We start from the raw sequence: 25861 nt of genomic DNA on the forward strand, positions 1-25861 counted from the left end.
CCAAACACCCACCCCAAAGAGCAGACGATGGCCGGACGCATTACAAACGTCACAACAATCTATGCATGACACACTGTTGAGTTCTCAAACATCACACGCATCCGCGCTTCGGACCCTGAGGGCCTTCGGTCGCGGGGCAACCTGTGAAACGTTACTGGTTCAGGTCCTGCTCGTCAACTCCGGCGAACCGGTGTTCCGGACCAGGTCCGAACCTTGCTTCGGACATGGCGAGAACCTCTTGTTTGGGCCCTTGGCCCGGAGGTTTTCGCTGCGTTCCTCTGCAACGAGTGGAACATTAACAGCACATGTCCCACCTGTTGCAAATCGGGGTGCCCCCTACGTCGCGGAGCGGGCCTCTGCGACGCGTTTGCGCAGGTCAGCGAGCTGTTCGCGGACGCGCACCGGAGCCGTACCCCCGCGTCCGGCACGTGAGGCCACCGATCCCTCGATGGTCAGAACGGTGCGGACTTCGGGGGTCAGGTGGTCCGAGATGGCCGCGAACTGCTCGTCGGTGAGGTCGGCGAGCTCGATGCCGAGCTCCTCGCACCGACGCACGCAGGTACCGGCGAGCTCGTGGGCGACGCGGAAGGGCACACCCTCACGCACCAGCCACTCCGCGATGTCGGTCGCCAGGGAGAAGCCCTGTGGGGCCAGCTCCTTCAGACGATCGGTGTCGAAGACGAGCGTGGCGACCTGGCCGGTGAACGCCGGCAGCAGCACCTCGAGGGTGTCGACCGAGTCGAAGACGGGTTCCTTGTCCTCCTGCAGGTCGCGGTTGTACGCGAGCGGGAGCGCCTTGAGCGTGGTGAGCAGGCCGGTCAGGTTGCCGACGAGGCGGCCCGCCTTGCCGCGGGCCAGCTCGGAGATGTCGGGGTTCTTCTTCTGGGGCATGATGCTCGACCCCGTCGACCAGGAGTCGTGGAGGACGACGAACCCGAACTCCTTGGTCGCCCAGAGGATGACCTCCTCCGCGATCCGGCTGATGTCGATCCCGGTCTGGGCCGCGACGAAGGCGAACTCCGAGACGAAGTCCCGTGAGGCCGTGCCGTCGATCGAGTTCGCTGTCGAGCCGGTGAAGCCGAGCTCACGCGCGACCAGCTCGGGATCCACCCCCAGGCTCTGGCCCGCGAGGGCTCCCGAGCCGTACGGCGAGTCCCCGGCCACCCGACGGCGCCACTCCCCCAGCCGGTCGACGTCACGCAGCAGCGCCCACGCATGGGCCAGCAGGTGGTGCGAGAGGAGGACGGGTTGGGCGTGCTGCAGGTGGGTGCGCCCGGGCATGATCGAAGGTCCACCCTCGACGCTGGTCAGGTGGGTCTCGGCCTGCGTGGCGAGGGCGTCGACGAGGTCGAGGACCAGCCGCGCGACGTGCACCGAGTGGTCGAGCAGGTAGCAGCGGAACAGGGTCGCGATCTGGTCGTTGCGGGACCGACCGGCGCGGAGCTTGCCGCCGACGTCAGGACCGACCTCCTCGATCAGCAATCGCTCGAGGGCGCCGTGGACGTCCTCGTCGGAGGGTTGGGGCTGCAGGGAGCCGTCACTGAAGCGTTGTGCCAAGGCGTCGAGGCCGCGATGCAGCTCCGCCTCCTCCGCGGTCGTCAACAGGCCGGCGGCGCCGAGCGCCTTCGCATGGGCATGCGACCCGGAGATGTCGTACAACCCCAGGCGCCAGTCGAAGTGGGTCGAGCGCGAGAGCGCCTCGAGCTCGGGCGAGGGTCCGCCCGCGAATCGTCCGCCCCAGAGCTTGCCGCCCTCGGTCTGTCCGGTGGTGTCGCTCATGCCCCTGGTCCCCTACCTGTCAGTCGTGCCGGACGTGCTCGATGGCCGCCCGCATCTGGTCCACCAGCCGCGGGTCCACCGCGCGGCCGTCCTGCTCCAGCCCCTCGGGCGTCCACCACCGGGCGTCGAAGATCGACTGCGACTCCAGCAGGTCCAGCCCCGCGAAGCTCACCGGGGTCTCCTCGAGCGCCACGGCGAACAACGTCGAGTCGTTGACGTAGGACCGCCCGTCCCAGGAAAACTCCACCTCGAACGTGCCGAACGGCTGGCCGAGGTCCCCCTGACCGACGACGATGCCGGTCTCCTCGTGGAGCTCGCGCACGGCCGCCTCGGCAAGTGTCTCGCCGGGGTCCACCGCCCCACCGACGGTGAACCAGTACCGGACCTCCGGCTGTGCCGGATCACAGCCCAGCAGCAGGAGGACGGTCCCCTCCTCGCTCACCGGCAGCACCCGTGCCACCGTTCGTCGAGTCGGCTCGCCCACGACCAGCCCGCCGGTCATCAGTCGGTCCCGGACTCCATCGCGACGTCGTCCAGGATCGACTCGTCCTCCGGGACGCCGTCCGGGTTGGCGGTGATCTGGTCGTAGCCACCCGGGGGCAGCTCGCCGAACAGGGTGCCGTTCTCCACGAGCACCTGGCCCTGGTCGAGAGGCTGGGCCGCGTAGAGCTCGAGCTTGGCGCGCGAGTCGGCGATGTCGAGGTTGCGCATCGTGAGCTGACCGATCCGGTCCGTCGGCCCGAAGGCGGCGTTCTCGACGCGCTCCATCGAGAGCTTCTCCGGGTGGTAGGAGAAGTTCGACCCCTCGGTCTTCACGATGGTGTAGTCGTCGCCACGGCGCAGGCGCAAGGTCACCGTTCCGGTGACGAGGGAGGCGATCCAGCGCTGGATGGACTCCCGGAGCATCAGCGCCTGCGGGTCCAGCCAGCGGCCCTCGTAGAGCAGGCGACCGAGCTTGCGCCCCTCGAGGTGGTAGTTGGCGAGGGTGTCCTCGTTGTGCACGGCGTTGAGGAGGCGCTCGTACGCAGCGAACAGCAGGGCCATGCCCGGTGCCTCGTAGATGCCGCGGGACTTGGCCTCGATGATCCGGTTCTCGATCTGGTCCGACATGCCCAGGCCGTGGCGGCCACCGATGACGTTGGCCTCCAGGACGAGCGCCACCGGGTCGTCGTACCGGCGACCGTTGAGGGCGACCGGGCGGCCGGCCTCGAAGGTCACAGCGACGTCCTCGGTCTCGATGGCGACACTCGGGTCCCAGAACTTCACGCCCATGATCGGCTCGACGACCTCGAGGGAGACGTCGAGGTGCTCGAGCGTCTTGGCCTCGTGGGTGGCGCCCCAGATGTTGGCGTCGGTGGAGTAGGCCTTCTCGGTCGAGTCGCGGTAGGGCAGGCCGTGCGCGACCAGCCACTCGCTCATCTCGTGACGACCACCGAGCTCGGCGACGAAGTCCGCGTCGAGCCACGGCTTGTAGATGCGCAGCTCCGGGTTGGCCAGCAGGCCGTAGCGGTAGAACCGCTCGATGTCGTTGCCCTTGTAGGTCGACCCGTCGCCCCAGATGTTGACCTCGTCGGCCTGCATCGCACGCACCAGCATCGTGCCGGTCACGGCACGGCCCAGTGGCGTGGTGTTGAAGTAGGCCTTCGCGCCCGAGCGGATGTGGAAGGCACCGCACGCGAGCGCGGCCAGGCCCTCCTCGACCAGCTGCGGCTTGATGTCGATGACGCGGGCGATCTCGGCGCCGTACTGCCGGGCACGCTCCGGCACGCCCTCGATGTCCGGCTCGTCGGGCTGCCCGATGTCGGCGGTGTAGGTGCAGGGCACCGCACCCTTGTCGCGCATCCATGCGACGGCGACCGAGGTGTCGAGGCCGCCGGAGAACGCGATACCCACGCGCTCTCCCACGGGGAGGGAGGTCAGGACCTTGCTCAACTTTCGTTCCTTTCGGCAAGGGAGGTGAATCGATGGGCCAGGGCTTCGCCCCCGGCAGGGTCGCGCCCGATGATGAGCACGGTGTCGTCCCCGGCGATGGTGCCGAGGACGTCGGAGATCTCGACCTTGTCGACCGCGCTCGCCAGGAACTGGGCAGCCCCCGGAGGAGTGCGCAGCACGACGAGGTTGGCGCTGGCCTCGGCGCTGACCAGCAGCTCCGAGCACAACCGCGCGAGCCGGTGCTGGGAAGCAGCGCTCTCGCCGGCGACCGGGGTGCGGTCGCCGCCCTCGGCCGGGACGGCGTAGACGAGCGAGCCGTTGACGCCCCGCACCTTGACCGCGTCGAGCTCGACGAGGTCGCGGCTCAGCGTGGCCTGGGTGACGTGCACGCCGCGCTGGCCGAGCAGCTCGGCGAGCTCGGGCTGCGAGCGCACCTCACGGCTCTCCAGCAGCTCGCTGACGATCGCCTGGCGGGCGTTCTTCGTCACCGGGGTCAGGGCGTGCTCGCTCATGTCAGACCGACTCCCCCACGTGGGAGTGGAGCCAGCTCATGACGGCCTTCTGGACGTGGCGCCGGTTCTCGGCCTCGTCCCACACGACGCTCTGGGGACCGTCGATGACCTCGGCGGCGATCTCGGACCCGCGGTACGCCGGAAGGCAGTGCAGGACGATCGCGTCCGCTGCGGCACGGGCCACGAGCTCGGGGGTGACGGAGTAGGGACCGAAGACGGTGCGGCGTGCCGCGGCCTCGTCCTCCTTGCCCATCGAGATCCAGGTGTCGGTCACGACGACGTCGGCGCCGTCGACTGCGGTGTGCGGGTCGGCCGTGACGGTGATGCTGCCGCCGGCGCCGATCGCCTCGGCGACGGCGACCACCTCGGCATCGGGCGCATAGCCATCGGGGCACCCGAACCGGACGTGCATGCCTGCCGTGGCGCCGGCGAGCGCCCAGGAGTTGCCCATGTTGCAGGCCGCGTCGCCGACGAACGCCACGCTCAACCCGGCGAGGGCGCCCTTGTGCTCCGCGATGGTCAGGAGGTCGGCCAGCAGCTGACAGGGGTGGAACTCGTCGGTGAGCGCGTTGATGACCGGGACTCCGGACAGTGCCGCCATCTCGTCGAGGTCGGACTGCGCGAACGTGCGCCACACGATCTGCGAGGCCTGTCGGCCGAGGACCCGGGCGACGTCGGCGACCGACTCGCGCTTGCCGATGCCGGCGAGCAGTCCGTCGACCAGCATCGCGTTCCCGCCGAGCTCGGCGATGCCGGCGGCGAAGGAGGCCTGGGTGCGCAGGGTCGGCTTGTCGAAGACCATCGCGACCGTGCGGGGGCCGGCCAGCGGCTTGTGGTCGTACGGCGCCGCCTTGAGCTCGGCCGCCAGGGCCAGCACCTCGGCCTGCTCCCCCGGGGTCAGGTCGTCGTCGCGCAGGAAGGATCGGGTCATGCGCTCGCTCCCGACGGCGTGAGGCCCGCGGCGTCGAGAATCGCAGGCCAGGCAGCCGCGAAGGCGTCGATGTCGGCATCGGTCAGCACCAGGGGCGGCGCCATCCGCACCCGCTCGGGCGTCGCGGCGTTGAGGATGAAGCCGGCGTCCTGCGCGGCGGCGACCACCTCGGGGGCCTTGGCCTCGGAGAGCGTCAGCCCGACGAGCAGGCCCGCGCCACGGGTCTCCACGACCCGGGCGTCGAGTGCCGCAGCGGCGGTGAGCCGGCTGCCGGCCTCCGTCACCCGGGCGAGGAACCCGTCCCCACCGACGACGTCGATCACCGCGAGAGCGGCTGCTGCCGCGACCGGGTTGCCGCCGAAGGTCGTGCCGTGGTTGCCCGGGTCGAGGAGCTTGCCGGATCCGTGCGTGGCGATGCAGGCGCCGATCGGGATGCCGCCTGCCAGCCCCTTGGCCAGCGTGACGATGTCGGGGACCACGGGGGCGTCGACGAGGTCCGGGTGCTGGTGCGCGAACCAGGCGCCGGTGCGACCGACGCCCGTCTGGATCTCGTCGAGCCACAGGAGCGCGCCGTGGTCGTGGGCGATCCGCTGGGCCGCGGGCAGGTAGCCGCGGGGCGGGACGATGACGCCCGCCTCCCCCTGGATCGGCTCCACGATGATCGCCGCCGTGGTGTCGTCCACGGCGGCCTCCAGGGCAGCGATGTCGCCGTACTCCACGAAGACGACGTCGCCGGGCAACGGCTCGAACGGCTCGCGGTAGGCCTGCTTCGAGGTCAGCGCGAGGGCGCCCATGGTGCGACCGTGGAAGGAACCGGTCGTGGCCACGATCTTCGTGCGGCCGGTCCTCCGGGTCAGCTTGAAGGCAGCCTCGTTGGCCTCGGCGCCGGAGTTGGTGAAGAACACCCGGGCCTCGGCGCCGAGCAGTGAGACGAGCTGCTCGGCCAGCGCGATCTGCGGCGTGCTGGCGAAGAAGTTCGAGATGTGGCCGAGCGTCTGCATCTGCTCGGTGACGGCTGCGACCAGGCGGGGGTGCGCGTGGCCGAGGGCGTTGACCGCGATGCCGCCGAGCAGGTCGACGTACTCGCGACCGTCGGCGTCCCAGACGTGCGCGCCGTCGCCCCGGGTGAGGACGAGCTTGGGCGGGCCGAAGGTGTTCATGAGCGCATCGGTGTAGCGCTCGGTCCACTGCGTGCTGGTGGTCCCGGCTGTCCCGGCTGTCCCGGCTGTCTCGGTGGTCATGACTGGATCTCCCGCGCCTTGCGCGTCTTGGTCGTGACGCCGGGCAGCACCTGGGTGCCGACGCCCTCGTCGGTGAACAGCTCGAGGAGCACGGCGTGCGCCTGGCGGCCGTCGACGACGGTGGCGCGCTTGACGCCACCGCGCACGGCCTGCAGGCAGGCGCTCATCTTGGGGATCATCCCGCTGGCGAGGGTCGGCAGGATCTCCTCGAGTGCCTCGGGGCTGATCTCGCCGATCACCTCCTCCGGGTCCGGCCAGTCGAGGTAGAGACCCTCGACGTCGGTCAGGACGAGGAGCTTCTCCGCGCCGAGCGCCGCAGCGAGCGCCGCAGCAGCCGAGTCGGCGTTGACGTTGTGGACGACACCGTCGACGTCGGGGGCGACGCTGGACACCACGGGCACCCGGCCCGCCTCGATGAGGTCGAGGACGGCTTCGGGCCGCACGTGCGCGACCTCGCCCACGAGGCCGAGGTCGACCTCCTCGCCGTCGACGATCGTGCCGGTGGCCTCGGCCGTGAACAGGTGGGCGTCCTCGCCCGAGAGGCCGACGGCGAGCGGTCCGTGCTCGTTGATCAGGCCGACGAGCTCGCGCTGCACCTGGCCGACCAGCACCATGCGGACGACGTCCATCGCCTCCGGCGTGGTCACCCGCAGGCCACCGCGGAACTCGGACTTGATGCCGAGACGGTCGAGCATCTGCGAGATCTGGGGGCCTCCGCCGTGCACGACGACGGGCCGAAAGCCGGCGAACCGCAGGAACGCGATGTCCTCGGCGAAGGCCCGCTTCAGGGTGTCGTCGGTCATCGCGTTGCCGCCGTACTTCACCACGACGATCTTGCCGTGGTACTCCTTCAGCCACGGCAGCGCGCCGGCGAGGGTGGCGGCCTTGTAGGGATCGGGCCGCCCCGGCTCGATCGCCCCGGAGTCGCTCATCTTCTCTCCGCTCATGAGGAGTAGGCGCTGTTCTCGTGGACGTAGGCGTGGGTCAGGTCGTTGGTCCACACCGTGGCCTGGGCACCCCCGGCCTTGAGGTCGATCGTGACGGTGACCTTGCGCTCGGTCAGGTCGACGAGCGCGGGGTCCTCGGCCGGGGTCGAGTTGCGGCACACCCACACGTCGTTCATCGCGACGTCGAGATCGGCGGGGTCGAACGCGGCCGTGGTGGTGCCGACGGACGCGAGCACCCGTCCCCAGTTGGGGTCCTTGCCGAAGACGGCGGCCTTGAAGAGGTTGCTGCGGGCAACGCTCCGTCCGACCTCCACCGCCTCGTCCTCTGAGGCCGCGTTGATCGTCGTGATCGCGATCTCGTGGTCAGCGCCCTCGGCGTCGGCCAGGAGCTGCTTGGCGAGCGAGGTGCAGACCTCGGTGAGCGCAGCCGTGAAGTCCGCCAGGTCGGGCGTGACACCCGAGGCGCCGCTCGCCAACAGCGTGACGGTGTCGTTGGTGGACTGGCAGCCGTCGGAGTCGAGCCGGTCGAAGCTGACCCGGGTCGCCGCGCGCAGTGCCCGGTCGAGGTCGCCGGCGGACACGACGGCGTCCGTCGTGATCACGACCAGCATCGTGGCCAGGGCGGGCGCGAGCATGCCGGCACCCTTCGCCATGCCGCCGATGGACCAGCCTGCGTCCCCGGGCGCCCGGACGACGACCTGCTTGCTGACCGTGTCGGTGGTCATGATCGCCTCGGCGGCGTCGTCCCCGCCGTCCGCGGAGAGCTGGCCGTGCAGGGTGTGGACGCCGTCCAGCATCAGCTGGCGGTCGTTGACGAGCCCGATCAGTCCCGTGGAGCACACGACGACGTCGCCCGCACCGAAGCCGAGGACCTTGCCGACCTCCTCGGCGACCTGATGGGTCGTGGCGAAGCCCTCGGGACCGGTGTAGCAATTGGCGCCGCCGGAGTTCAGGACGACGGCGCGCACGACGCCGTCCTTGACGACCTGCTCGCTCCACAGCACCGGGTTCGCCTTGCAGCGGTTGCTGGTGAAGACGGTGGCCGAGTCGAAGGTGGGGCCCTGGTTCACGACGAGCGCGAAGTCCTTCTTGGCGCTCGACTTGAGTCCGACGGCGGCGCCGGCGGCGACGAAGCCGGCAGGGTGGGTGATGCTCATCTGGGGTCCTCGGGTGGGAAGTGGGTCAGGCGGGAACGGCGGCGACGACGGTGTGCCCCGATCGTCGCCACGCCTCCTCGGCCTTGTCCGCCTGCCCGACGTGGACCAGCACCCAGTTCGTGTCGTAGGTCGAGACGGTGAAGACGCTGATCTCCGCCTCGGCCAGCGGCGCGAGCAGCGCGACCAGGACCCCGGGCGTGCCCAGGTCGGCAGCACCCTGCACCGAGAAGGCCGTGAAGGGCTTCTCGTGGCGCGCCTTCTTGGGGACGCTGCGGCCCGCGCAGATCAGTGAGGTCTCGGTGGCGGTCGCGGTGATCGAGAAGATCGAGGACGACTCCGCCCAGGTGGGGATCTCCGCACCGGAGGCCAGCCTCACCACGGCGAGGGTCTCGGGGAAACGGGCGATCTCGAAGATGTGCTCGGTCACGGTGCCAGTCCTACTGTCGTCAGGCCAGTGGTCTCGTCGAGACCGAGGGCGAGGTTCATGCACTGCACGGCGGCGCCCGCAGTGCCCTTGGCGAGGTTGTCGATGGCACCGACCGCCACCAGGCGGCCCGCCGTCTGGTCGACGGCCACCTGGAGGTGCACGGCGTTGGAACCGAGCACGGACTGCGTCTGCGGCCACTGCCCGGTGGGCAGGACGTGGACGAACGGTTCGTCGGCGTACGCCGTCCGGTAGACCTCGTGGGCCTCCTCGGCGCTCACGTCGCGGGCCAGCGGTGCCGAGCAGGTCGCGAGGATGCCCCGGGCCATCGGCACCAGGAGCGGCGTGAAGCTGACCTTGACCGCCGCCGGTCCCCCGGCCACCAGCTTGCCGAGGTTCTGGGTGATCTCCGGCGTGTGCCGGTGGACTCCCCCGACGCCGTAGGCGCTGGTGTTGCCCATGATCTCGCTGCCCAGCAGGTGGGTCTTGGCGGCCTTGCCCGCGCCACTGGTGCCGGATGCCGCCACCACGACGACCTCGGGAACGACCAGGCCAGCGGCCACGGCCGGTGCGAGGGTCAGCGAGGAGATGGTCGGGTAGCACCCGGGAACGGCGATCCGCCGCGCACCGCGCAGCAGCTCCCGGTTGCCCGGACCGTGGATCGAGGGCAGCTCGGGCAGGCCGTAGGGCCAGGTCCCGGCGTGCTCGCTGCCGTAGAACCGCTCCCAGTCAGCGCTGTCCTCCAGCCGGAAGTCCGCGCCGCAGTCGATGACGACGACGTTCTCGTCCCGCGCGGACAGCTCAGCCGCAAGCGCTCCGGACTGGCCGTGCGGGAGGCCGAGGAAGACCACGTCGTGTCCCGCGAGGACCTCGACCGTGGTCGGCTCGAGCACCCGGTCGGCCAGCGGCACGAGGTGGGGCTGCAGGCCGCCGAGGAGCTCCCCGGCGTTGCTGCCCGCCGTGACGGCGCCGATCTCGACCCCCGGGTGACCCAGGAGCAGTCGCAACACCTCGCCGCCGGCGTACCCGCTGGCGCCGGCGACTGCCACCCGTACCTTGCTCATGTGCATGAACATACAGCAGGCTGCATGATCCTGCGTAACCGGGCCCGCTTCACCGCTGGACGGCGCCGGTCCGCTCGGCCGCTGCGGCGACCGCGGCGTCACGGGCCGCACCGGTCTCTGCGTCCGTGAGGGTCCGGTCCGGTGCGCGGAAGCGGAGCGCGAAGGCCAGGGACTTGCGGCCCTCCTCGATCTGCTCGCCGACGTACACGTCGAACAGCCGCACCGACTCGAGCAGCTCGCCGGCGCCCTCGCGCAGGGCGGCCTCCACGAGCGCCGCCGGCACCGCAGCGTCGACCACCAGGGCGACGTCCTCCTTGGCCAGGGGCATCGTGGAGAACACCGGTCCCGGCGTCACGTCGACGGACGCCGCGATCAGGGCATCCAGGTCGATCTCGACCGCAGCACTGCGCTTCGGCAGGCCGAAGGACGTGCAGACGCCTGGATGCAGCTCGCCCGCATGACCGATCTCGACGCCGTCGATGCTGATGACGGCGCAACGACCCGGGTGCCACGGCATCCGGGCAGCACCGGTGACCTGCACCGTGACGCCGAGCTCGCCCGCGAGCCGTCGTACGACGGCCAGCGCATCACTCCACGCCGCGTCGGCACCGGCGCCCCACCAGCCGGGGCGGGTGCGCTCGCCGGCCAGGACGACGGCGAGGTGCTGCGGCTGGATCGGCAGCGACTCGAAGAGCTTCTCCAGCTCGGCCTCCGAGGGCCGGGTGTGGACGCCGTAGATCGGCGCCGGTCCACTGTCGGAGGGGAAGGCGACGGTGCCGGTCTCGAACAGTGCGACGCCCGTCGCTCCGCGGCCGATGTTGCGACCGGCCGCCTCCAGCAGGCCCGGGAGCAGCGTCGTCGTGTAGGACGGTTCCTCCGAGGAGAGCGGGTTGGCCAGCCCGACGGTCGTGCGCAGCGGGTCGTCCGCCGCGAGGCCGAGCTTGTCGAACGAGGCCTCCCCCACGAACGGGAAGCTGACGACCTCGACGAGGCCCGAGCCGGCCAGGGTGCGTCCGATGCGACGACGCAGGCGCTGGGTCCGGGTCAGGCCTCGACCGGTGGCCCGGCGCGGAAGGATGCTGGGCACCTGGTCGTAGCCGACGATCCGGACGACTTCCTCGACCAGGTCATAGGGCTCGTTGACGTCAGGGCGCCAGGACGGCGGCACGACCTCCACGGCGCCGGACTCGTGCTCGGTCACCGTCGCGCCGATCGCACGGAGGTGCTCGACCGTGGTCATCGCCGAGATGTCGATGCCGCTGAGCCGCGCCGGGAGCCCGGTCTCGATGGTGATGGTCGGGCGCTGGGGCGCGGTGCCGACCAGGGTGAAGCCCGGCTCCGCCGTCGCTCCGCCGTGCTCGACGAGCAGCTCGACGACGCGATCGGCGGCCACGCCCGGCAGCAGCGGGTCGACGCCACGCTCGTTGCGCTTGCCGGCCTCCGAGCTGAGCCGGTGACGCTTGCCGGTGCGGAACATCGAGGTGGCGTCCCAGTGGGCGGCCTCGATGAGGATCCGGGTGGTGGCCTCCGACATCTCCGTCGTGGCACCGCCCATCACGCCGGCCAGCCCGATCGGGCCCGAGTCGTCGGTGATGACGAGGTCCTCGGTGGACAGCTCGCGGTCGGTGTCGTCGAGAGTGGTGACGCGCTCGCCGTCGCGGGCACGGCGCACGCCGAGCGCCCCGACGACCTTGTCGGCGTCGTAGCCGTGGATCGGCTGGCCGAGCTCGAGCATGACGTAGTTGGTGATGTCGACGGCGAGCGAGATCGAGCGCATGCCGGCCTGCTCGACCCGCTGCTTGATCACCTCGGGCGTCGGCCGGGCCGGGTCGAAGCCGCTCACGAGACGGGCAGCGAAGACGGGGCAACCGACCGTGTCCTCGACGTCGACCTGCCACGCGGCGCCGTCGACCGCCGGGACCTCGCGCTCGGCGGGGTCGAGGAACGGGACGCCGAAACCGAGGGCCGCCTCCCGAGCCACTCCGCGCAGGGACAGCGCGTAGGCACGGTCGGGGTTGATCTCGAACTCGATGATCTCCTCGTCCAGTCCGAGCAGGCTGAAGACGTCGTCACCGGGCCGGCCGGCATCGGCCGGCAGCACGAGGATGCCGTCGTGGTCCTCGCCGATGCCCAGCTCGCTGACCGAGCAGATCATGCCGGACGAGACGTGGCCGTAGGTCTTGCGCGCGGAGATCTCGAAGCCGCCCGGCAGTACGCCGCCCGGGAGCACCACGACGACCAGGTCACCGGGCTCGAAGTTGTGCGCACCACAGACGATGCCCTGGGGCTCGCCGGTGCCGTTGGCGTCACCGACGTCGACGGTGCACCAGTTGATGACCTTGCCGTTCTTCTGGGGCTCGGGGTCCTTGGTCAGCACCTTGCCGACCACGAGCGGGCCCTGGAGGTCGGCGCCAGCGGACTGGATGCCCTCGAGCTTGAGACCGAGCGCGGTCAGACGGTCGGTGAGCGCCTCGGTCGTGACGTCCGCGGGCAGCTCGACGAGCTCCCGGATCCAGGAGACTGGGGCCTTCACAATTCACTCCCGAATGCCGTGGTGAAGCGCACGTCGCCCTCGAACAGGGTGCGCAGGTCCTCGAGGCCGTGCCGGAACATCAGGGTCCGGTCGATGCCCATGCCGAACGCGAAGCCCGAGTAGCGCGACGAGTCGATGCCGCACGCCTGCAGGACGCGAGGGTTGACGATGCCGCAGCCGCCCCACTCGATCCAGCCCTCTCCGCGACAGGTGCGGCATGCCTCCGGGTTGACGCCCCTGCAGACGAAGCAGACGAGGTCCACCTCGGCCGACGGCTCGGTGAACGGGAAGTACGACGGCCGGAAGCGCGTCGTGATGCCCTCGCCGAACATCTGCGAGGCGAAGTGGTCGAGCGTGCCCTTGAGGTGCGCCATCGAGATGTCCTTGTCGATGGCGAGGCCCTCGACCTGGTGGAACATCGGCGAGTGGGTGGCGTCGTACTCGTCGGTGCGGAACACCCGACCGGGGCACACGACGTAGATCGGAGCATCGTCGGTGACACCGCGGCTGAGCATCGTGCGCGCCTGCACCGGGCTGGTGTGGGTGCGCAGCACGAGGTGGTCCTCGCCCGGGTCGGTCCAGAACGTGTCCTGCATGGTGCGCGCCGGGTGGTCGGGGCCGAGGTTGAGCGCGTCGAAGTTCAGCCATTCCGCCTCGATGACGGGTCCTTCGGCGACCTCCCAGCCCATCGCGACGAAGATGTCGGCGATCAGCTCGGCGCCGGTGGTCAGGGGATGGCGTGAACCGACGGGGTCGCGGTCGGTCGGCAGGGTGACGTCGACCGCCTCCTCGACCAGGATCCGCGCCTCGTGCTCGACCTCGAGCTCGGCCTGACGCGCGCCGAACGCCTGGTTCACCGCGCCGCGGGCCTGACCGATGCGCTGACCAGCCTCCTTGCGCGCCTGCGGAGGCAGGGCACCGATCTCACGGTTGGCGAGCGCGAGCGGCGACCGGTCGCCCGTGTGCTCGCTGCGGACCACCTTGAGTCGCTCGAGGTCGGTGGCAGCAGCGATCGCGGCGAGAGCGGCGTCGCGCGCGGCCTCCACCTCGGCAGGGCTCACGGCGGCGACCTCCACAGGGTCGTAGTCAGTGTTGGGTCCAGACATGTCGGGGCAAGTCTAGGAAGCAGGGACCCGTGTCCGCGAACCGGTATCGCTCGCAGGCGGAGCGGGTCAGGTCGCGACCGGCCAGGCGGTGAGCACGAGGGCTCCCCCACCGGGTCGGTCGTCGACACTCACGACGCCACCGTGGGCCCGCACCAGCCCTCGCACCATGTAGAGCCCCAGGCCCGAACCGCCGCCCGTTCCGGCGGTCCAGAACTTGGTGAAGATCCGCTTGCGCAGCTCGACGGGGATGCCCTCGCCCTCGTCGGTGACCGTGACCGCGACGTACGCCGGGTCCTCGGCCCACGGTGCCACCCGGATCCGGACGGTGCCGCTGCCGTGCCGGACGGCGTTCTCCACGAGGTTGGTCAGGACCTGCATCACCTTGTCGGGATCAGCCGTCACCAGCGGGAGGTCGGGATCGCACTCGAGCTCGATCGGCGTGGAGGTGACCACGCCGATGGAGTCGCGCACCCGCTGGGCCTTGACCGCCAGGTCGGTCGGCCGACGGTGCAGCTGCAGGCGCCCGGTGTCGATCCTCGCGACGTCGAGGAGCTCGGTGATCAGCCGGCTGAGCCGGTCGGCGTCCGCCCCGGCGGTCGTCAGCATGAGCAGCTTCTGTTCGTCGGTGAGCTTGTCCCACCGGTTCAGCAGCGCGTGGACGAAGCCCTTGACGCCCGTCAGCGGCGAGCGCAGCTCGTGGGCCAGCGTTGCCACGAGGTCGGACCGGTCCCGGTCCAGGCGGGCGCGGCCCCGGCCGGATCGCAACGAGATCGCGACCGCGCTCACCGGTCCGACCCGGACCTCACGGTGCAGCCGCGCGGTGACCAGCACCTCGGTGCCGTCGGGGAGCAGCCATGCCTGTTCGGGGACGGCCTTGCGGGTCGCGAGTCCGGTGTACGGCGAGTTGGCCGCCGTCCATGCCTGGCCGTCGTGGTCGGTCAGGGCCAGTACGTCGGCCAGCGTGCGGCCCAGGGCCCGCTCCACCGGGCCGGCAGCCAGCATCGTCACCGCGACAGCGTTGATCGCGGTCACGCGACCGTCGGCGTCCGCGACGACCACGCCGTCGGGCAGGAGGTCCAGCGCTGGGTCCGTCACGCCCTCATCATGGCGCGGGCACTGGCATAGAGACAGACCGCCGCCGCCGTGGCGAGGTTGAGCGACTCGGCCCGACCCAGGATCGGGATGCTGACCCGGTGGTCGGCGAGGTCGGCGAGCTCGACAGGCAGACCCCAGGCCTCGTTGCCGAAGAGCCACGCGGTGGGCCGCGACAGCAGCGCGTCGTCCGCGAACAGGTCGACGACGCCGGCACCGTCAGCGGCCAGGACCTGCAGGCCGGCGGCCCGGGCTGCCCGGACCGCGGCAGCGGGGTCGCGCTCGATGGCGACCGGGAGGTGGAAGGCGCTTCCGACCGAGGCCCGGATCGTCTTGGGGTTGTAGAGGTCCACGGCGTCGCCGGCGAGGACCACACCGGTCGCACCGGCCGCGTCGGCGGTGCGGATGACCGTTCCGGCATTGCCGGGGTCACGGACGTCGGAACAGATCACGACGAGCTCGCCGTGCAGTGCGTCGGCGAGGGGGACGTCGAGGTGACGGCACACCGCGACGAGTCCCGCAGGGCTCACGCTGTCGCTGAGCCCGTCCATGGCGCGGTCCTCGACCAGGACCACCTCGGCACCACCGAGCAGCCCGGCGTACTGCGTCGCGGCCGCCACGGTCGCGAAGACCTCGACCACGCACGGCTCCCCCGAGGGGAGCACCGTCGCGAGGGCACCCTCGACGGCCTTGGGGCCGTCGGCAAGGAAACACCGCCGCGCGGAACGTTCCGAGCGGCGGTGCAATTTCCGTGCTTCCTTGACCCTGGTGTTGCCAGAAGTCAGGGGCGCCATCGGATCAGGCGGAGACCTTGGGCGCGTTGACGTCCTCGGGCAGCGCAGCCTTGGCCTGGGCGACGAGCGCCGAGAACGTGGCCGGCTCGTTGACCGCGAGGTCAGCGAGGATCTTGCGGTCGACCTCGATGCCCGCCAGGTTCAGGCCCTGGATGAAGCGGTTGTAGGTCATGCCCTCGGCGCGGGCAGCCGCGTTGATCCGCTGGATCCACAGGCGGCGGAAGTTGCCCTTGTTCTTCTTGCGGTCGTTGTAGCTGTAGACCAGGGAGTGGGTGACCTGCTCCTTGGCCTTGCGGTACAGCCGCGAGCGCTGGCCGCGGTAACCGCTGGCCCGCTCGAGGGTGGTACGACGCTTCTTCTGCGCGTTTACTGCGCGCTTGACGCGTGCCATCTTCTAACTCCTTGTTTCGGTGCTCAGTGCGGAAGGGCCGGTCAGAGACCGAGCATCTTCTTCGCGCGCGGGACGTCGTTCTTGGCAACCTCGACCGTGCCGGACAGGCGACGGGTCACCTTGGAGGCCTTCTTCTCGAGGTTGTGGCGCTTGCCGGCCTTCTCGCGCAGGATCTTGCCGCTGCCCGTGACCTTGAACCGCTTGCTGGCACCGGAGTGCGTCTTGTTCTTCGGCATGTCTCTTCCTTTTCCTTCGAGTCAGTCTCAGGCGTCGATCTCGGGATCGAGGTTCTCCGAGCGACCCCGTTCCTTCTTCTGCGCCGCGGGCTTCTGGGCCACGCGCTCTGCCTGCGCGGCCGCATCCAGGGCGGCGTCGGCCTCGCGCTCGGCGCGACGCTCTTCCTTGGCTGCCTTGACCTCGGCCTTGGCCTCGGCCTTCTTCTTGTGCGGCCCCAGGACCATCACCATGTTGCGGCCGTCCTGCTTGGGGTTGGACTCGATGAAGCCCAGCTCCTCGACGTCCTCGGCCAGCTTCTGCAGCAGCCGGTAGCCCAGCTCGGGACGGTGCTGCTCGCGGCCGCGGAACATGATCGTGATCTTGACCTTGTCGCCGGCCTTGAGGAAGCGAACGACGTGACCCTTCTTGGTCTCGTAGTCGTGCGCGTCGATCTTCGGCCGGAGCTTCATCTCCTTGATGATGACGTTGGTCTGGTTCCGTCGAGCTTCACGGGCCTTCTGGGCGTTCTCGTACTTGAACTTCCCGTAGTCCATGAGCTTGCAGACGGGGGGCTTGCCCATCGGGGCGATCTCGACCAGGTCGAGGTCCGCCTCCTGGGCGAGCTTCAGTGCCTGGTCGGTGGAGACGATGCCGACGGTCTCGCCGTTGGGTCCCACCAGACGGACCTCGGGAACCCGGATCCGGTCATTGATGCGCAGCTCGGTGCTGATGTGTCCTCCAAACTCGTTCGGTCAGGAGGACTTCCGGTCCTGCAGGTCAGGCCTGCAAAATGAGAAGTGGCTCCCGCTAAAAGTCCAAGCGGAAGCCAGCCATGAGTCACGACGAATTGCATCGTGACTCTCCATGGACCGGACCCGACGACCTGGCGGCCGCTGCGGGTGGGAGACGATGGTGCGTGCCCCCGCTTGTGGACCTGTCAGTCCCGCGAGGGCATGACAGATCGGTCAAACACAGATGCTACTGGATCTGTTCCCCCGGTGCCGAATCCGCGGCACCCAGCCATCCCCAGCCGCCGTCCTCCAGGCGTACGGCGCGCCATCCGGAGGCGATCCGGTGCAGGTCGTCGCCGTCCACCACGAGCCGGTGCGGGCCGGCGACGTCGAGGACGAGCGCCGCAGCCCCCTCCTGCACCGCCGTCGCAGCAGCGAGATGGGCCGCGACCGGCACCGGTCGTGCCTCCGGGTTCCACGCGGTCAGCGCCGCGATGTCGCTGAAGGCGAGGAGGGCGAGCCGGCCGTCGCCGCCGGTCAGCAGCACGGCCGCCATGTCGCTCGACTTGTCCCGGGCCAGGCCGTCCTCACCGATCTCCACCTCGCCGAGCAGGGCGACGACCGGGACCAGCAGTCGGGAGGAGCCGAGCGCGGCCAGCGCCTCGGCGTACGGCACCGTCCCGGCGTCGTACCCCGCGAGCGCGGAAGCGAGGGCGGGACTCGCGCTGCCGTCGTCGTCGACGTACTCCGAGCCCTCGAGACGTCGGGCGTCGGGACGCTCCTTCGGCGATTCGGTCACCGGAGGATTCTGGCACTCGTGGAAGCATGACGACGTGCACCACTCGTTCGTCGCCCGCAATCGCCTCTCGGTCAGGTTGGGCGACGCCGTCCGGGCCTGGCCCGAGCCGCTCCCCTCGCCGAGCTTCGTCGTCGACCTCGACGCCTTCGACGCCAACGCAGCCGACCTCGTCCGCCGCGCCGGCGGCACGCCGATCCGGGTGGCGTCGAAGTCGCTGCGGGTGCCGGCGCTGATCCGGCGCGCCCTGGAGACCCCCGGCTTCGCCGGCGTCCTGGCCTACACGCTCGCCGAGGCACTCTGGCTGGTCGAGCAGGACGTCAGCGACGACGTGGTCGTCGCCTATCCGAGCGTCGATGCAGCGGCGTTGTCCGCGCTGGTCGCCTCCCCCCGCGCGGCCTCGCGGATCACGATCATGATCGACGACGTCGCCCACCTCGATGCGGTCGACGCACTGCGGGCCTCGACGGCCGTGCCGGTCCGCGTCGCCATCGACATCGATGCCGGCCTGCGCTGGGGCGGACAGGCCGTCGGCCCCAAGCGCTCGCCCCTGTACGACGTCGGATCGGTCAGCGACCTCGCCCTGCTCGTGATCGAGCGGCCGGGTTTCCAGCTCGTGGGAGTGATGACCTACGAGGGCCAGGTCGCGGGCGTCCCCGACGTCGTGCCCCACCAGCGGACGAAGTCGGCCGTGGTCCGCAAGCTCAAGCAGCTCTCGGTCCAGCAGCTCCAGGTGCGTCGCACTGCCATCGCCGAGGCGCTGACCGGACTCGCCGGGCACGGCGACCACACCGGTCCGGGCTTCTGGAACGCGGGCGGATCGGGCTCCATCGAGTCCTCCGCCGCCGATCCGGTCGTGACCGAGGTGACCGCCGGGTCGGGACTGTTCGGCCCCACCCTCTTCGACAACTACGAGGTGTTCCAGCCGCAGCCGGCCGCCTTCTTCGGACTGCCCGTCACCCGCCGTCCCTCGGCCGACGTGGCCACCGTCCACGGTGGCGGACTGATCGCCTCCGGACCGACGGGTTCCGACCGCGCTCCCACCCCGTGGGCGCCGGCCGGCCTCCGCCTCACCGGCCTCGAAGGCGCCGGCGAGGTCCAGACGCCGCTCGTGGGCACCAACGCCGCGACGCTGGCGATCGGCGACCTGGTCTGGTTCCGCCACGCGAAGTCGGGCGAGCCCTTCGAGCACGGCCTGCAGGTCCAGCTCCTCCAGGGCGACCGGTTCGTCGACCAGGTGCCCACCTACCGCGGTCATGGCCTCGCCTTCTGAGGCCTCCCGGGTCCTGTCTGCAGCGCTCTCGCGACCGCCCACGCTGGGCGCGGGCCGGTTGATCTGCATCGACGGGCTGGCCGGGTCGGGCAAGACGACGCTCGCCGGCGGCCTGGCCGCCCTGGCGCCCGAGGCCGTCGTGATCGGGACCGACGAGATGCTGGAGGGATGGCGCGGTCTCCCCCGCCTCGGTGCCTCCGTCGAGTCCCTGCTGCGTCCCCTGGCCGACAACCGTCCCGGGACGTGGCGGCGCTGGGACTGGTACGCCGACGGCTGGGCCGGGTCCACCACGGTCGACCCCGCACCACTGATCGTGCTCGAGGGCGTCGGCTCCGCTGCCGCTGCCTACGACGACCTGATCACCTTCCTGGTCTGGGTCGAGGCCGATCGCGGGACCCGCCTGGCACGCGGACTCGCCCGCGACGGCGAGGAAATGCGGGGACACTGGCTGACCTGGCTCGACGACGAAGCGGCCCTGCACGCCCGCGAGGACACCCGGGCTCGTGCGGACCTGGTTCTGCGGACATAGGTCGCGTCGCTAACGTTGGCCGCATGGCGAACGAGCCCGAGAGCGGCGGGCCACGATGGTGGCGGAGGTCCCGCGATCTCGCCCTCGCTGCTGCCCGGGCGGCCCACGCCGATGCGAGTCAGGCGATGGTCCACCTCGAATCCCTCGAGGTCGACCTGAACGAGCTGAGCGCGATCGACGCCGCGGCAGCGGCTCGTCGCGCCCGCGCCAACCCTGTCGGGTTCCGCACCCCGCTCGCCGACGCGTGGGACCAGCTGTCGGTCCGCACCGGGCTCCCGGCGCTGGAGTTCTACGAGATGGACGCGGCCTATGACGCCGCGGCCGACCTCGAGGAGAGCGAGGCCCAGCGCTTCGCCCAGCGCTTCGCCGCGGTCGCCGGCCAGCTGCGGGGCCTGTTCCCCGAGGTGGACGCGTTCCGGGCCCAGCACTCCGTGGCACTCGATGCGGCCCTGGCCCTGCGCGACGCCGTCCCCGAGCTGATCCGGACCGCCACGACCACGCTCAAGGAGGCCGGGCTCGCCCTGGCGGCCGGCTCCGCGGCAGGCATGGAGGACCCGAGTGCCCGCACCGCGCACGCTCGCGCGAGCACCGACCTGGGTGCAGCACGCGCAGCCGCGGACGAACGCCGCTGGGTCGAGGCCCACGCGGCAGCGACCCGCGCCCGCGGTGACGCCGGGACCGCTCTCGAGCTGGCGAGCACCCTCGAGGCCCGCGGCGCGCAGGTTCGCAACGGGTTCCTGTCCGTGCGGACCCGGTGCGATGCGCTGCGCAACCAGCAGGGACGGCTCGACGACGCGATGAGCCAGCTCCGGCGGCGCTACACGCTGCCGACCTGGCGTCACGTCGAGGACGCCCCCGCCGTGGTGACGGCCAGCCTGCGTCGCGTCGAGGACGACCTGGTGGCTCTCGACCGTCTCCTGGCAGCCCGGCCGCTGGTGGTCCCCGATGCGGCCGACCTGCTCGCCGCCGTACGCACGTCGGTGACGGAGGCCGATCGCCGGTTGCGAGCGGCGGTCGACCTGCTGGCCCACCTGGACGAGGTGTCGCGCAACCCCGATCAGACGCTCGCCGACCTCCAGCGTCGACTGGTGGACACGCGACGGTTCGTCGCCGGGCGCAGCGCGCAGGAGGCCACCCGGATGTCACCCACGCTCGACAAGCTCGCCGCGCGGGCCGAGTCGCTCCGCAGCGCCATCGGCGAGGACCGCCCCGACTGGGGTGCGGTGCTGGCCGAGAAGGAGTCGATCGAGGCAGCGATCGACGCGATGATCAGGAATGCCCGGAACGGCTGAGCAGCCAGTCGAGGACGTCCTCGCCGGCCAGCACGCCGGCGCGACCGGTCACGGTCACGCCGTCCCCGGCCCAGCCCACGTCGTGCAGCTCGCCGTGCGCGGGCCGGATCGCGTGATCGGCGGCGATCAGCATCCCCGCGTCGAGCAGGCTGTCACCCGCCGCGAACACCGGACCGTCGCTGCCGAGATGTCGGCGCAGGCGCACCACGCCGCTCTCCTTGGAGATCCCTGACGGGACGGCGTAGATCTTGCGGCCCTGGACCGACACCCGCCAACCGAGGCGCTCCGCGGACCCGGTGAGCTCCTCGGCCCAACCGACGGGGATCGCGCTGCGCTCGACGGCGACGAGATAGGTGAAGAGGTCCTCGACGTCACGGACCAGCTTGACCCAGGGCTCGTCCGCCACGGTGCCGAACAGGTCGGCGACCTCGGCGAGGGGCGCGGACTCGGCGGCGATCGCCAGCGACTCGGCCCGCCACAGCGGGTCGGGCCGACCGTTGACCAGCAGCGTCCCGCCATTGGTGCAGAGCGCGAACGCGGGCACCCGGGGCAGCTCCACGCGTTGGTACTGGAGCGTGCTGCGGGTCGTCACTGGCACCAGCTGCGAGCGGTCCATCAGCTCGGTCAGCAGCTGCCAGGAACGGTCGGTCATCCGCGAGAGCGGGGCGCCGTCGTACATCTCGACGACGCGGAGCGTCGCGTCGTCGGCCAGCGGCCCGAGGGCGGCCGGGGAGAAGATCAGCGTGCGGTCGAGGTCAACGGCGACCAGGGTCACGGGACCACCTGTCGGATCAGGCCGATGCAGGAGTACGGCAGGTCGGCAACGGGAACGACGGGGACGCCGCGGGCCTCGGCGAGCGCGAGGACGTGGCCCAGGTCGCCGAGGCGGTCCGGGCGCACGAGGATCTGCCACGGGACGCGGCGGAGGAGGACTCGCGTCGTCTCCCCCACCCCGGGCTTGACCAGGTTGATGTCGGCGATGGAGTAGGTGGCCGCGATCCTCTCGAGGGACCGCAGACCTGCCCAGGTCACCGTCCGGGAGATGGTCGTGTCCTCGACCCGGGCGGCGATGTCGGCGGCCGCGTCGGCGAAGTGGGCGGCCACGGTGTCGACGAACAGTCGGGAGACGTCCTCGTCGGCCCACTGCGGGTAGAACTTCGCGCCGTGGAACATCCCCGGCCCGATCAGGTCCTCGCGGAGCACCGTGCGCGACACCAGGCCGGACACCGTCGAGTTCAGGCAGGCCGACGGGATCAGGAAGTCCTCGCGCGTGCCGTGGAGCTCGGTGCAGCCACCGGGGTCCGCCAGGACGGCCAGCTCGTCGTCGAGGGCGGCGTGCTCGGGGTGGCTCTCGCGCCAGGCGGCGACGGCCTCGGTGAGCTGCCGCTGGATGGCTCCCTTGCCGGTCCAGCCGTCGACGAAGGCGATCGCCGAGGCCGGGTGGGACTCCAGCACCCGTGCGAGGGCGACCTCGTCGATGCCGCGGCCCCGGATGATGGAGATCGTGTAGTGCGGGACGGACCAGCCGTGCACCTGGTCGTAGTAGCGCCGCAGGAGTACGCCGACGGGCGTGCCCGCCCGGGCCAGCGAGACCAGTACGGGCCGCTCGCCGTGCACCTCGTGACGGGCGGCCAGGAGCTCGCCCACCACTCCGGTGTCGACGGCGAGCCGTCGGGCGGACTCGGCGAGGGCCTCGTGGAAGAGGGCAAGGTAGGACGCGTCCGGCTGGAACTCGACGGGGAGCATCTCGGAGTAGTGGACGCCGCTCTGGATGGCCTCCTCCCGGTCGTCGGTGCCGCGCTCGAGCTCGACCTCCGAGAGATCGGTGAGCAACCAGGTGACGTCTTCAGGCGGGTAGGACCCGAACGGCCGCTCGACGTCCACCACCACCACATGGACCGAGGCGGCGTAGGGACGCAGCGCCTCGACCATCGGGCCGCAGTCCGCGGCAGGGGCGTCGACGACGACCACGATGTGCTCGTGCCGGAGCTCGCTCCACGGCGTACCGGGCGGCGGGACGATGCTCGGGTCGATGATGTTGTGCAGGCGCGAGGGGCGCGACGGATCGTCGGGAGCCGGAAAGGCCAGGGATCGCCGGATCGCGTAGCCCGGGTCGTCGGCGGCGTGGACCGGCGATCGCGTCGTCGACTGGAAGGCGACCGCGAGATCGGGCCGCCGCCCGGCCAGTCCGGCACCGACCAGCGTCGGGAGGTGGAGCAGCTCCTCGGTGCCGACGACCAGCGTGGAGCCGCTGCCCTCCAGTGCGCCCGCGAGCCCGCCGGCCAGGCGCTCGGCGAACCCGACCAGGCGCTCGGTGTCCTCGCGGGTCATGCCGGAGCGGGCGGTCGCCGCCCGCTGCTGCGGCCACCACTCGTCGTGGACGTGCACCGAGCCGAGGGGTCCGGTCGGGGCGGCAGCGGGGCCGGGAAGCGCCGAGCGTGCGGCGGCGACCCGCTCCAGCACGTCCTCGGGGATGTCCAGGGCGACGGCCAGCACGGACGCGACGCGCACCCGGACGCCCATCTCCGCGGCCCGGCGCTCGAAGCCTTCACGCTCGATGGCGGTGCGGGTGTCGATCAGGGCGGCGACGACGTACTCGTCGCGTGGGTGCTGAGCGTGCAGGGCGGCGATCATGTTGAGCGCCGTGCGGCCAGTGGTGAGCTCGTCGTCCACCAGCACCAGCGGGCCGTCGCCGTCGAGCGGGAAGGCGAGACCGGGTTGGAGGTGGTGCGCGACCGCGTGGGAGTGCTCCTCCTCGAAGGAGATGCGCAGCGGCAGCCCGGGCACCGGGCGCCGGGTGGAGTGCAGGTAGGACGCGCCGAGCTCCTGGGCGACCGCGTGCCCCAGGCCGGTGGCGGTCTCGCAGAACCCGATCACCAGCGCGCCATCCGGGTCTCGGAGGTCCACCGCGTCCCGGACCGCCTCCCCGAGCAGCGCTCCCCCGCGCAGGACATCGCCGGGGGCGACCGGGATGTGCTTGCCGAGGATCCGGGACACGATCAGATGGGCCCGGCGGGGGTTGTCGCGCAGCGCGAGGCCCGCGAGCGAGGTGAACGGCTGGTCCGGGTCGTCCACGGGGACCGTGACACCCAGCAGCGTCTCGACGGTGGCGGTGAGGTCAGCGGTGTCCGGGGCGGCGCCTGCCCTCACGACACCACCCGCGGGCGGGGGTTCGGGAGACCGAAGGCATTCGTCGCGACCCGCTGACCGATCGACAGCAGGTCCACGAGGGCGGTGTCCTCGGCGAGCACGCCGTACACCTTGGACCGGGCGAGCACCTGGTCCGCCCAACGGGCGTGCGGGCCGACCTCGTTCATCCGCCCGTGGGCCGAGGCGAGCACGCCGCCGCGGTCGCGGTGCGCGTCGATCATCAGCGCGTCCTGGTACTCCTCGCCGTGGACCGTGAGCAGGCTGTTGACCACGGACACGTGCGACGGATGGATGACGGTCTTGCCGTACATCCCGTTGGTCTTGTCGAGGCTGGTCTCGCGCATCAGGCCGTCGACGTCGTCGCGGATCAGCTGGCTGCGCAGCTTGGAGGCGTCCTGCTCGGCGAACGGCGTCGCCCGGAGCTGGGGCTTGAACATGCGGGGTGCGGCGATGTGCTCCCAGACCGCACCGCTCACGACCCGGTCGCCCTTGCGGGAGAACTGGTTGAGGATGTCGGCGAGGGCGTCGCGGACCACCGCGAGGTCCCAGATGGTGGTGTCGCGATCGCGACGCAGACCGAACAGCCCGGAGAGGTCCGTCCCGCCGACCCGCACGCAGACGACGTGCTCGTCGTACTGCGAGAACAGCTCCGCGAGCCGCTGGAGGGCGGGACGACGCGTCTCGATGAACGCGATCTCCTCGCTCTCCAGGATCGGCATGGCATACATGGGCCGGTCGAGACCGACGGACGCGTCGCGCACCGCGGTGAGCATCGACTCCGACCGGGTCAGGTCGGCCTTGGGCAGCGAGAAGCCCGTCAGCAACGGCAGCGCATCGCCGATCCGCTCGGTCAGCCGGGTGATCTGATCGGCATCGCGGATCCGGATGAACAGCAGCGGCACGGAGCGCCGGGTCGACTCGTCGGCCCAGAGCTCCTGCAGCGCGGCGACGACATTGGCCTCGCCCTGCTCCACCGCGGAGTGCTCGATCGCGTCCTCCAGGCACCACACCAGAGAGGTCGCGCCGACCGCCGCGAGGCGGTGGGCGTCGGCCGCGAGGTTGGTGCGGGTGCCCGGCATGTAGAGCGTCGCGCCGAGCGCGAGCGCCAGGAGCTCTCGAGGGCTCTCGGGGCCGAAGTCGTGAGGCGCGACCTCGAACAACCGGTCCCGAGAACCGGTGTCGAGGTAGCTGAAGTGCTTCATCTACTTGCGGGCGGGAGTCCAGTCCATTCCCCAGCCGAACGCCTCGTCGACGTTGCGCTGGGTACCGGAGATGTACTGGACCTGACGGTCGATGCGCAGGCTGCCACCGGCGTTGGTGAGCAGCGCGACCGCGCAGAACCGCTTGTCGCTGGCGGCCTCGTCGAGGACGATCTCGATCGGCGCACCGCCGACCGGGTACATCGTGGCCACACCGTTGGCGGCGGCCCAGTTCGGCGCACCTTCGTAGATGTAGGCGAACACGAGGATGCGGCGGATCCGGTCCAGCTGGTCGAGGTTGATCAGCAGGTTCTCGCCACCGGTCGCGGTGCCGGAGCGGTCGTCACCGTCGAGGAAGACGAACGGCGCACGGTCCAGGGCCCCGAAGGAGTTGCCCAAGGCCTGGACGACGCCCTTGTTGCCGTCCGAGGTCTCCCAGAGGCAGCCGAGGTCGAGGTCGACGTTGGAGCTGCCGCCCATCGCGCGCTTGAAGAGGCCGCCGGAGGGCTTGCCGCCCTGGGTCCAGTTCAGGTTGAACCGCATGTGGCCGTTGGCGCCGCCACCCTTGGTCAGCGACACGGTGGGGCTGCCCTTGGTGAGCGAGACCTTGGAGAGATTCACGCCACCACCAGCGGGCGCGCCCGGAGCAGGCGGCGGCGGAGGCGGCGGAGGAGTCGCCGAGGAGGGCGGCGGGGGCGGCGGCGGAGGCGCCGGCGCGGCCTTGGGCTTCTTCACGTAGTCGACCATGGGGGTGCTCCCTAGTTGTTGGTGG

At 71.0% G+C, this 25861-nt stretch carries 25 protein-coding genes; 3 read left to right on the top strand and 22 right to left on the bottom strand.

Annotation, left to right across the window (positions count from 1 at the left end; genetic code table 11):
• Positions 1 to 336 precede the first annotated feature (336 nt).
• From argH to ASE01_RS13000, 18 genes are all read right to left on the bottom strand, one after another.
• Positions 337 to 1779 (bottom strand): argininosuccinate lyase, encoded by a 1443-nt coding sequence (gene argH, locus ASE01_RS12915; RefSeq protein WP_056752262.1) that lies wholly within the window; start codon positions 1777 to 1779, stop codon positions 337 to 339.
• Positions 1780 to 1798: 19 nt separating this feature from the next.
• Positions 1799 to 2281 (bottom strand): NUDIX hydrolase, encoded by a 483-nt coding sequence (locus ASE01_RS12920; protein ID WP_056752267.1) that lies wholly within the window; start codon positions 2279 to 2281, stop codon positions 1799 to 1801.
• Positions 2281 to 3711, bottom strand: coding sequence for an argininosuccinate synthase (gene argG, locus ASE01_RS12925; RefSeq protein ID WP_056752269.1), 1431 nt, complete (start codon positions 3709 to 3711; stop codon positions 2281 to 2283). The genes ASE01_RS12920 and argG overlap by 1 nt, the downstream gene beginning before the upstream one ends.
• Complete coding sequence (locus ASE01_RS12930; RefSeq protein WP_056752272.1) at positions 3708 to 4223, bottom strand: arginine repressor; 516 nt, start codon at positions 4221 to 4223, stop codon at positions 3708 to 3710. The genes argG and ASE01_RS12930 overlap by 4 nt, the downstream gene beginning before the upstream one ends.
• A 1-nt stretch (position 4224) precedes the next feature.
• Complete coding sequence (gene argF / locus ASE01_RS12935; protein WP_056752275.1) at positions 4225 to 5154, bottom strand: ornithine carbamoyltransferase; 930 nt, start codon at positions 5152 to 5154, stop codon at positions 4225 to 4227.
• Complete coding sequence (locus tag ASE01_RS12940; protein ID WP_056752278.1) at positions 5151 to 6395, bottom strand: acetylornithine transaminase; 1245 nt, start codon at positions 6393 to 6395, stop codon at positions 5151 to 5153. Before ASE01_RS12940 ends, argF begins: the two co-directional genes overlap by 4 nt.
• Positions 6392 to 7327 (bottom strand): acetylglutamate kinase, encoded by a 936-nt coding sequence (gene argB, locus ASE01_RS12945; protein ID WP_056752281.1) that lies wholly within the window; start codon positions 7325 to 7327, stop codon positions 6392 to 6394. The genes ASE01_RS12940 and argB overlap by 4 nt, the downstream gene beginning before the upstream one ends.
• 11 nt (positions 7328 to 7338) lie before the next feature.
• On the bottom strand, positions 7339 to 8499 hold the full coding sequence (gene argJ, locus ASE01_RS12950) for a bifunctional glutamate N-acetyltransferase/amino-acid acetyltransferase ArgJ (protein WP_056752284.1): 1161 nt from the start codon (positions 8497 to 8499) through the stop codon (positions 7339 to 7341).
• A gap of 25 nt (positions 8500 to 8524) precedes the next feature.
• Positions 8525 to 8926: an ACT domain-containing protein gene (locus tag ASE01_RS12955; protein ID WP_056752287.1), complete on the bottom strand. Its 402-nt coding sequence runs from the start codon at positions 8924 to 8926 to the stop codon at positions 8525 to 8527.
• Positions 8923 to 9993, bottom strand: a complete 1071-nt coding sequence (gene argC, locus ASE01_RS12960; protein ID WP_082606136.1) for an N-acetyl-gamma-glutamyl-phosphate reductase — start codon at positions 9991 to 9993, stop codon at positions 8923 to 8925. Before argC ends, ASE01_RS12955 begins: the two co-directional genes overlap by 4 nt.
• A 43-nt stretch (positions 9994 to 10036) precedes the next feature.
• Positions 10037 to 12520, bottom strand: coding sequence for a phenylalanine--tRNA ligase subunit beta (gene pheT / locus ASE01_RS12965; RefSeq protein WP_056752292.1), 2484 nt, complete (start codon positions 12518 to 12520; stop codon positions 10037 to 10039).
• Positions 12517 to 13626: a phenylalanine--tRNA ligase subunit alpha gene (gene pheS / locus ASE01_RS12970; protein WP_056752295.1), complete on the bottom strand. Its 1110-nt coding sequence runs from the start codon at positions 13624 to 13626 to the stop codon at positions 12517 to 12519. Before pheS ends, pheT begins: the two co-directional genes overlap by 4 nt.
• A gap of 66 nt (positions 13627 to 13692) precedes the next feature.
• Positions 13693 to 14721 carry an ATP-binding protein gene (locus ASE01_RS12975; protein ID WP_056752297.1) on the bottom strand — a complete coding sequence of 343 codons (1029 nt, stop codon included), beginning with the start codon at positions 14719 to 14721 and terminating at the stop codon, positions 13693 to 13695.
• Positions 14718 to 15512 carry a TrmH family RNA methyltransferase gene (locus ASE01_RS12980; RefSeq protein ID WP_056752301.1) on the bottom strand — a complete coding sequence of 265 codons (795 nt, stop codon included), beginning with the start codon at positions 15510 to 15512 and terminating at the stop codon, positions 14718 to 14720. Before ASE01_RS12980 ends, ASE01_RS12975 begins: the two co-directional genes overlap by 4 nt.
• Before the next feature lie 4 nt (positions 15513 to 15516).
• Positions 15517 to 15903 (bottom strand): 50S ribosomal protein L20, encoded by a 387-nt coding sequence (gene rplT / locus ASE01_RS12985; RefSeq protein ID WP_056752305.1) that lies wholly within the window; start codon positions 15901 to 15903, stop codon positions 15517 to 15519.
• A 41-nt stretch (positions 15904 to 15944) separates the two neighbouring features.
• Positions 15945 to 16139, bottom strand: coding sequence for a 50S ribosomal protein L35 (gene rpmI / locus ASE01_RS12990; RefSeq protein WP_056752309.1), 195 nt, complete (start codon positions 16137 to 16139; stop codon positions 15945 to 15947).
• Positions 16140 to 16166: 27 nt separating this feature from the next.
• Entirely contained in the window at positions 16167 to 16796 is a 630-nt protein-coding gene (gene infC, locus ASE01_RS12995; protein ID WP_235535985.1) for a translation initiation factor IF-3, read from the bottom strand.
• A gap of 301 nt (positions 16797 to 17097) precedes the next feature.
• Positions 17098 to 17649 (bottom strand): SseB family protein, encoded by a 552-nt coding sequence (locus ASE01_RS13000; RefSeq protein WP_056752317.1) that lies wholly within the window; start codon positions 17647 to 17649, stop codon positions 17098 to 17100.
• A gap of 34 nt (positions 17650 to 17683) precedes the next feature.
• Between ASE01_RS13000 and ASE01_RS13005 the strand changes: the two genes are divergently transcribed.
• Genes ASE01_RS13005 through ASE01_RS13015 form a run of 3 tightly spaced genes read left to right on the top strand, consistent with a single transcriptional unit; the run spans position 17684 to position 20740 of the window.
• Positions 17684 to 18919, top strand: a complete 1236-nt coding sequence (locus ASE01_RS13005) for an amino acid deaminase/aldolase (protein WP_157537326.1) — start codon at positions 17684 to 17686, stop codon at positions 18917 to 18919.
• Entirely contained in the window at positions 18903 to 19448 is a 546-nt protein-coding gene (locus tag ASE01_RS13010) for a uridine kinase (RefSeq protein WP_056752321.1), read from the top strand. Before ASE01_RS13005 ends, ASE01_RS13010 begins: the two co-directional genes overlap by 17 nt.
• Before the next feature lie 23 nt (positions 19449 to 19471).
• A complete protein-coding gene (locus ASE01_RS13015; protein ID WP_056752325.1) occupies positions 19472 to 20740 on the top strand; it encodes a hypothetical protein in 1269 nt (422 codons plus the stop codon).
• Here ASE01_RS13015 and ASE01_RS13020 read toward each other — a convergent pair.
• Genes ASE01_RS13020 through ASE01_RS13035 form a run of 4 tightly spaced genes read right to left on the bottom strand, consistent with a single transcriptional unit; the run spans position 20718 to position 25836 of the window.
• A complete protein-coding gene (locus tag ASE01_RS13020; protein ID WP_056752329.1) occupies positions 20718 to 21515 on the bottom strand; it encodes a hypothetical protein in 798 nt (265 codons plus the stop codon). The genes ASE01_RS13015 and ASE01_RS13020 overlap by 23 nt on opposite strands.
• A complete protein-coding gene (locus tag ASE01_RS13025) occupies positions 21512 to 23890 on the bottom strand; it encodes a phosphoribosyltransferase (RefSeq protein WP_056752332.1) in 2379 nt (792 codons plus the stop codon). The genes ASE01_RS13020 and ASE01_RS13025 overlap by 4 nt, the downstream gene beginning before the upstream one ends.
• Complete coding sequence (locus ASE01_RS13030; RefSeq protein WP_056752335.1) at positions 23887 to 25092, bottom strand: HpcH/HpaI aldolase/citrate lyase family protein; 1206 nt, start codon at positions 25090 to 25092, stop codon at positions 23887 to 23889. Before ASE01_RS13030 ends, ASE01_RS13025 begins: the two co-directional genes overlap by 4 nt.
• On the bottom strand, positions 25093 to 25836 hold the full coding sequence (locus ASE01_RS13035) for a TerD family protein (protein WP_082606039.1): 744 nt from the start codon (positions 25834 to 25836) through the stop codon (positions 25093 to 25095).
• Positions 25837 to 25861 lie beyond the last annotated feature (25 nt).

It is taken from the genome of Nocardioides sp. Root190, assembly GCF_001428565.1.
Lineage (GTDB): Bacteria > Actinomycetota > Actinomycetes > Propionibacteriales > Nocardioidaceae > Nocardioides.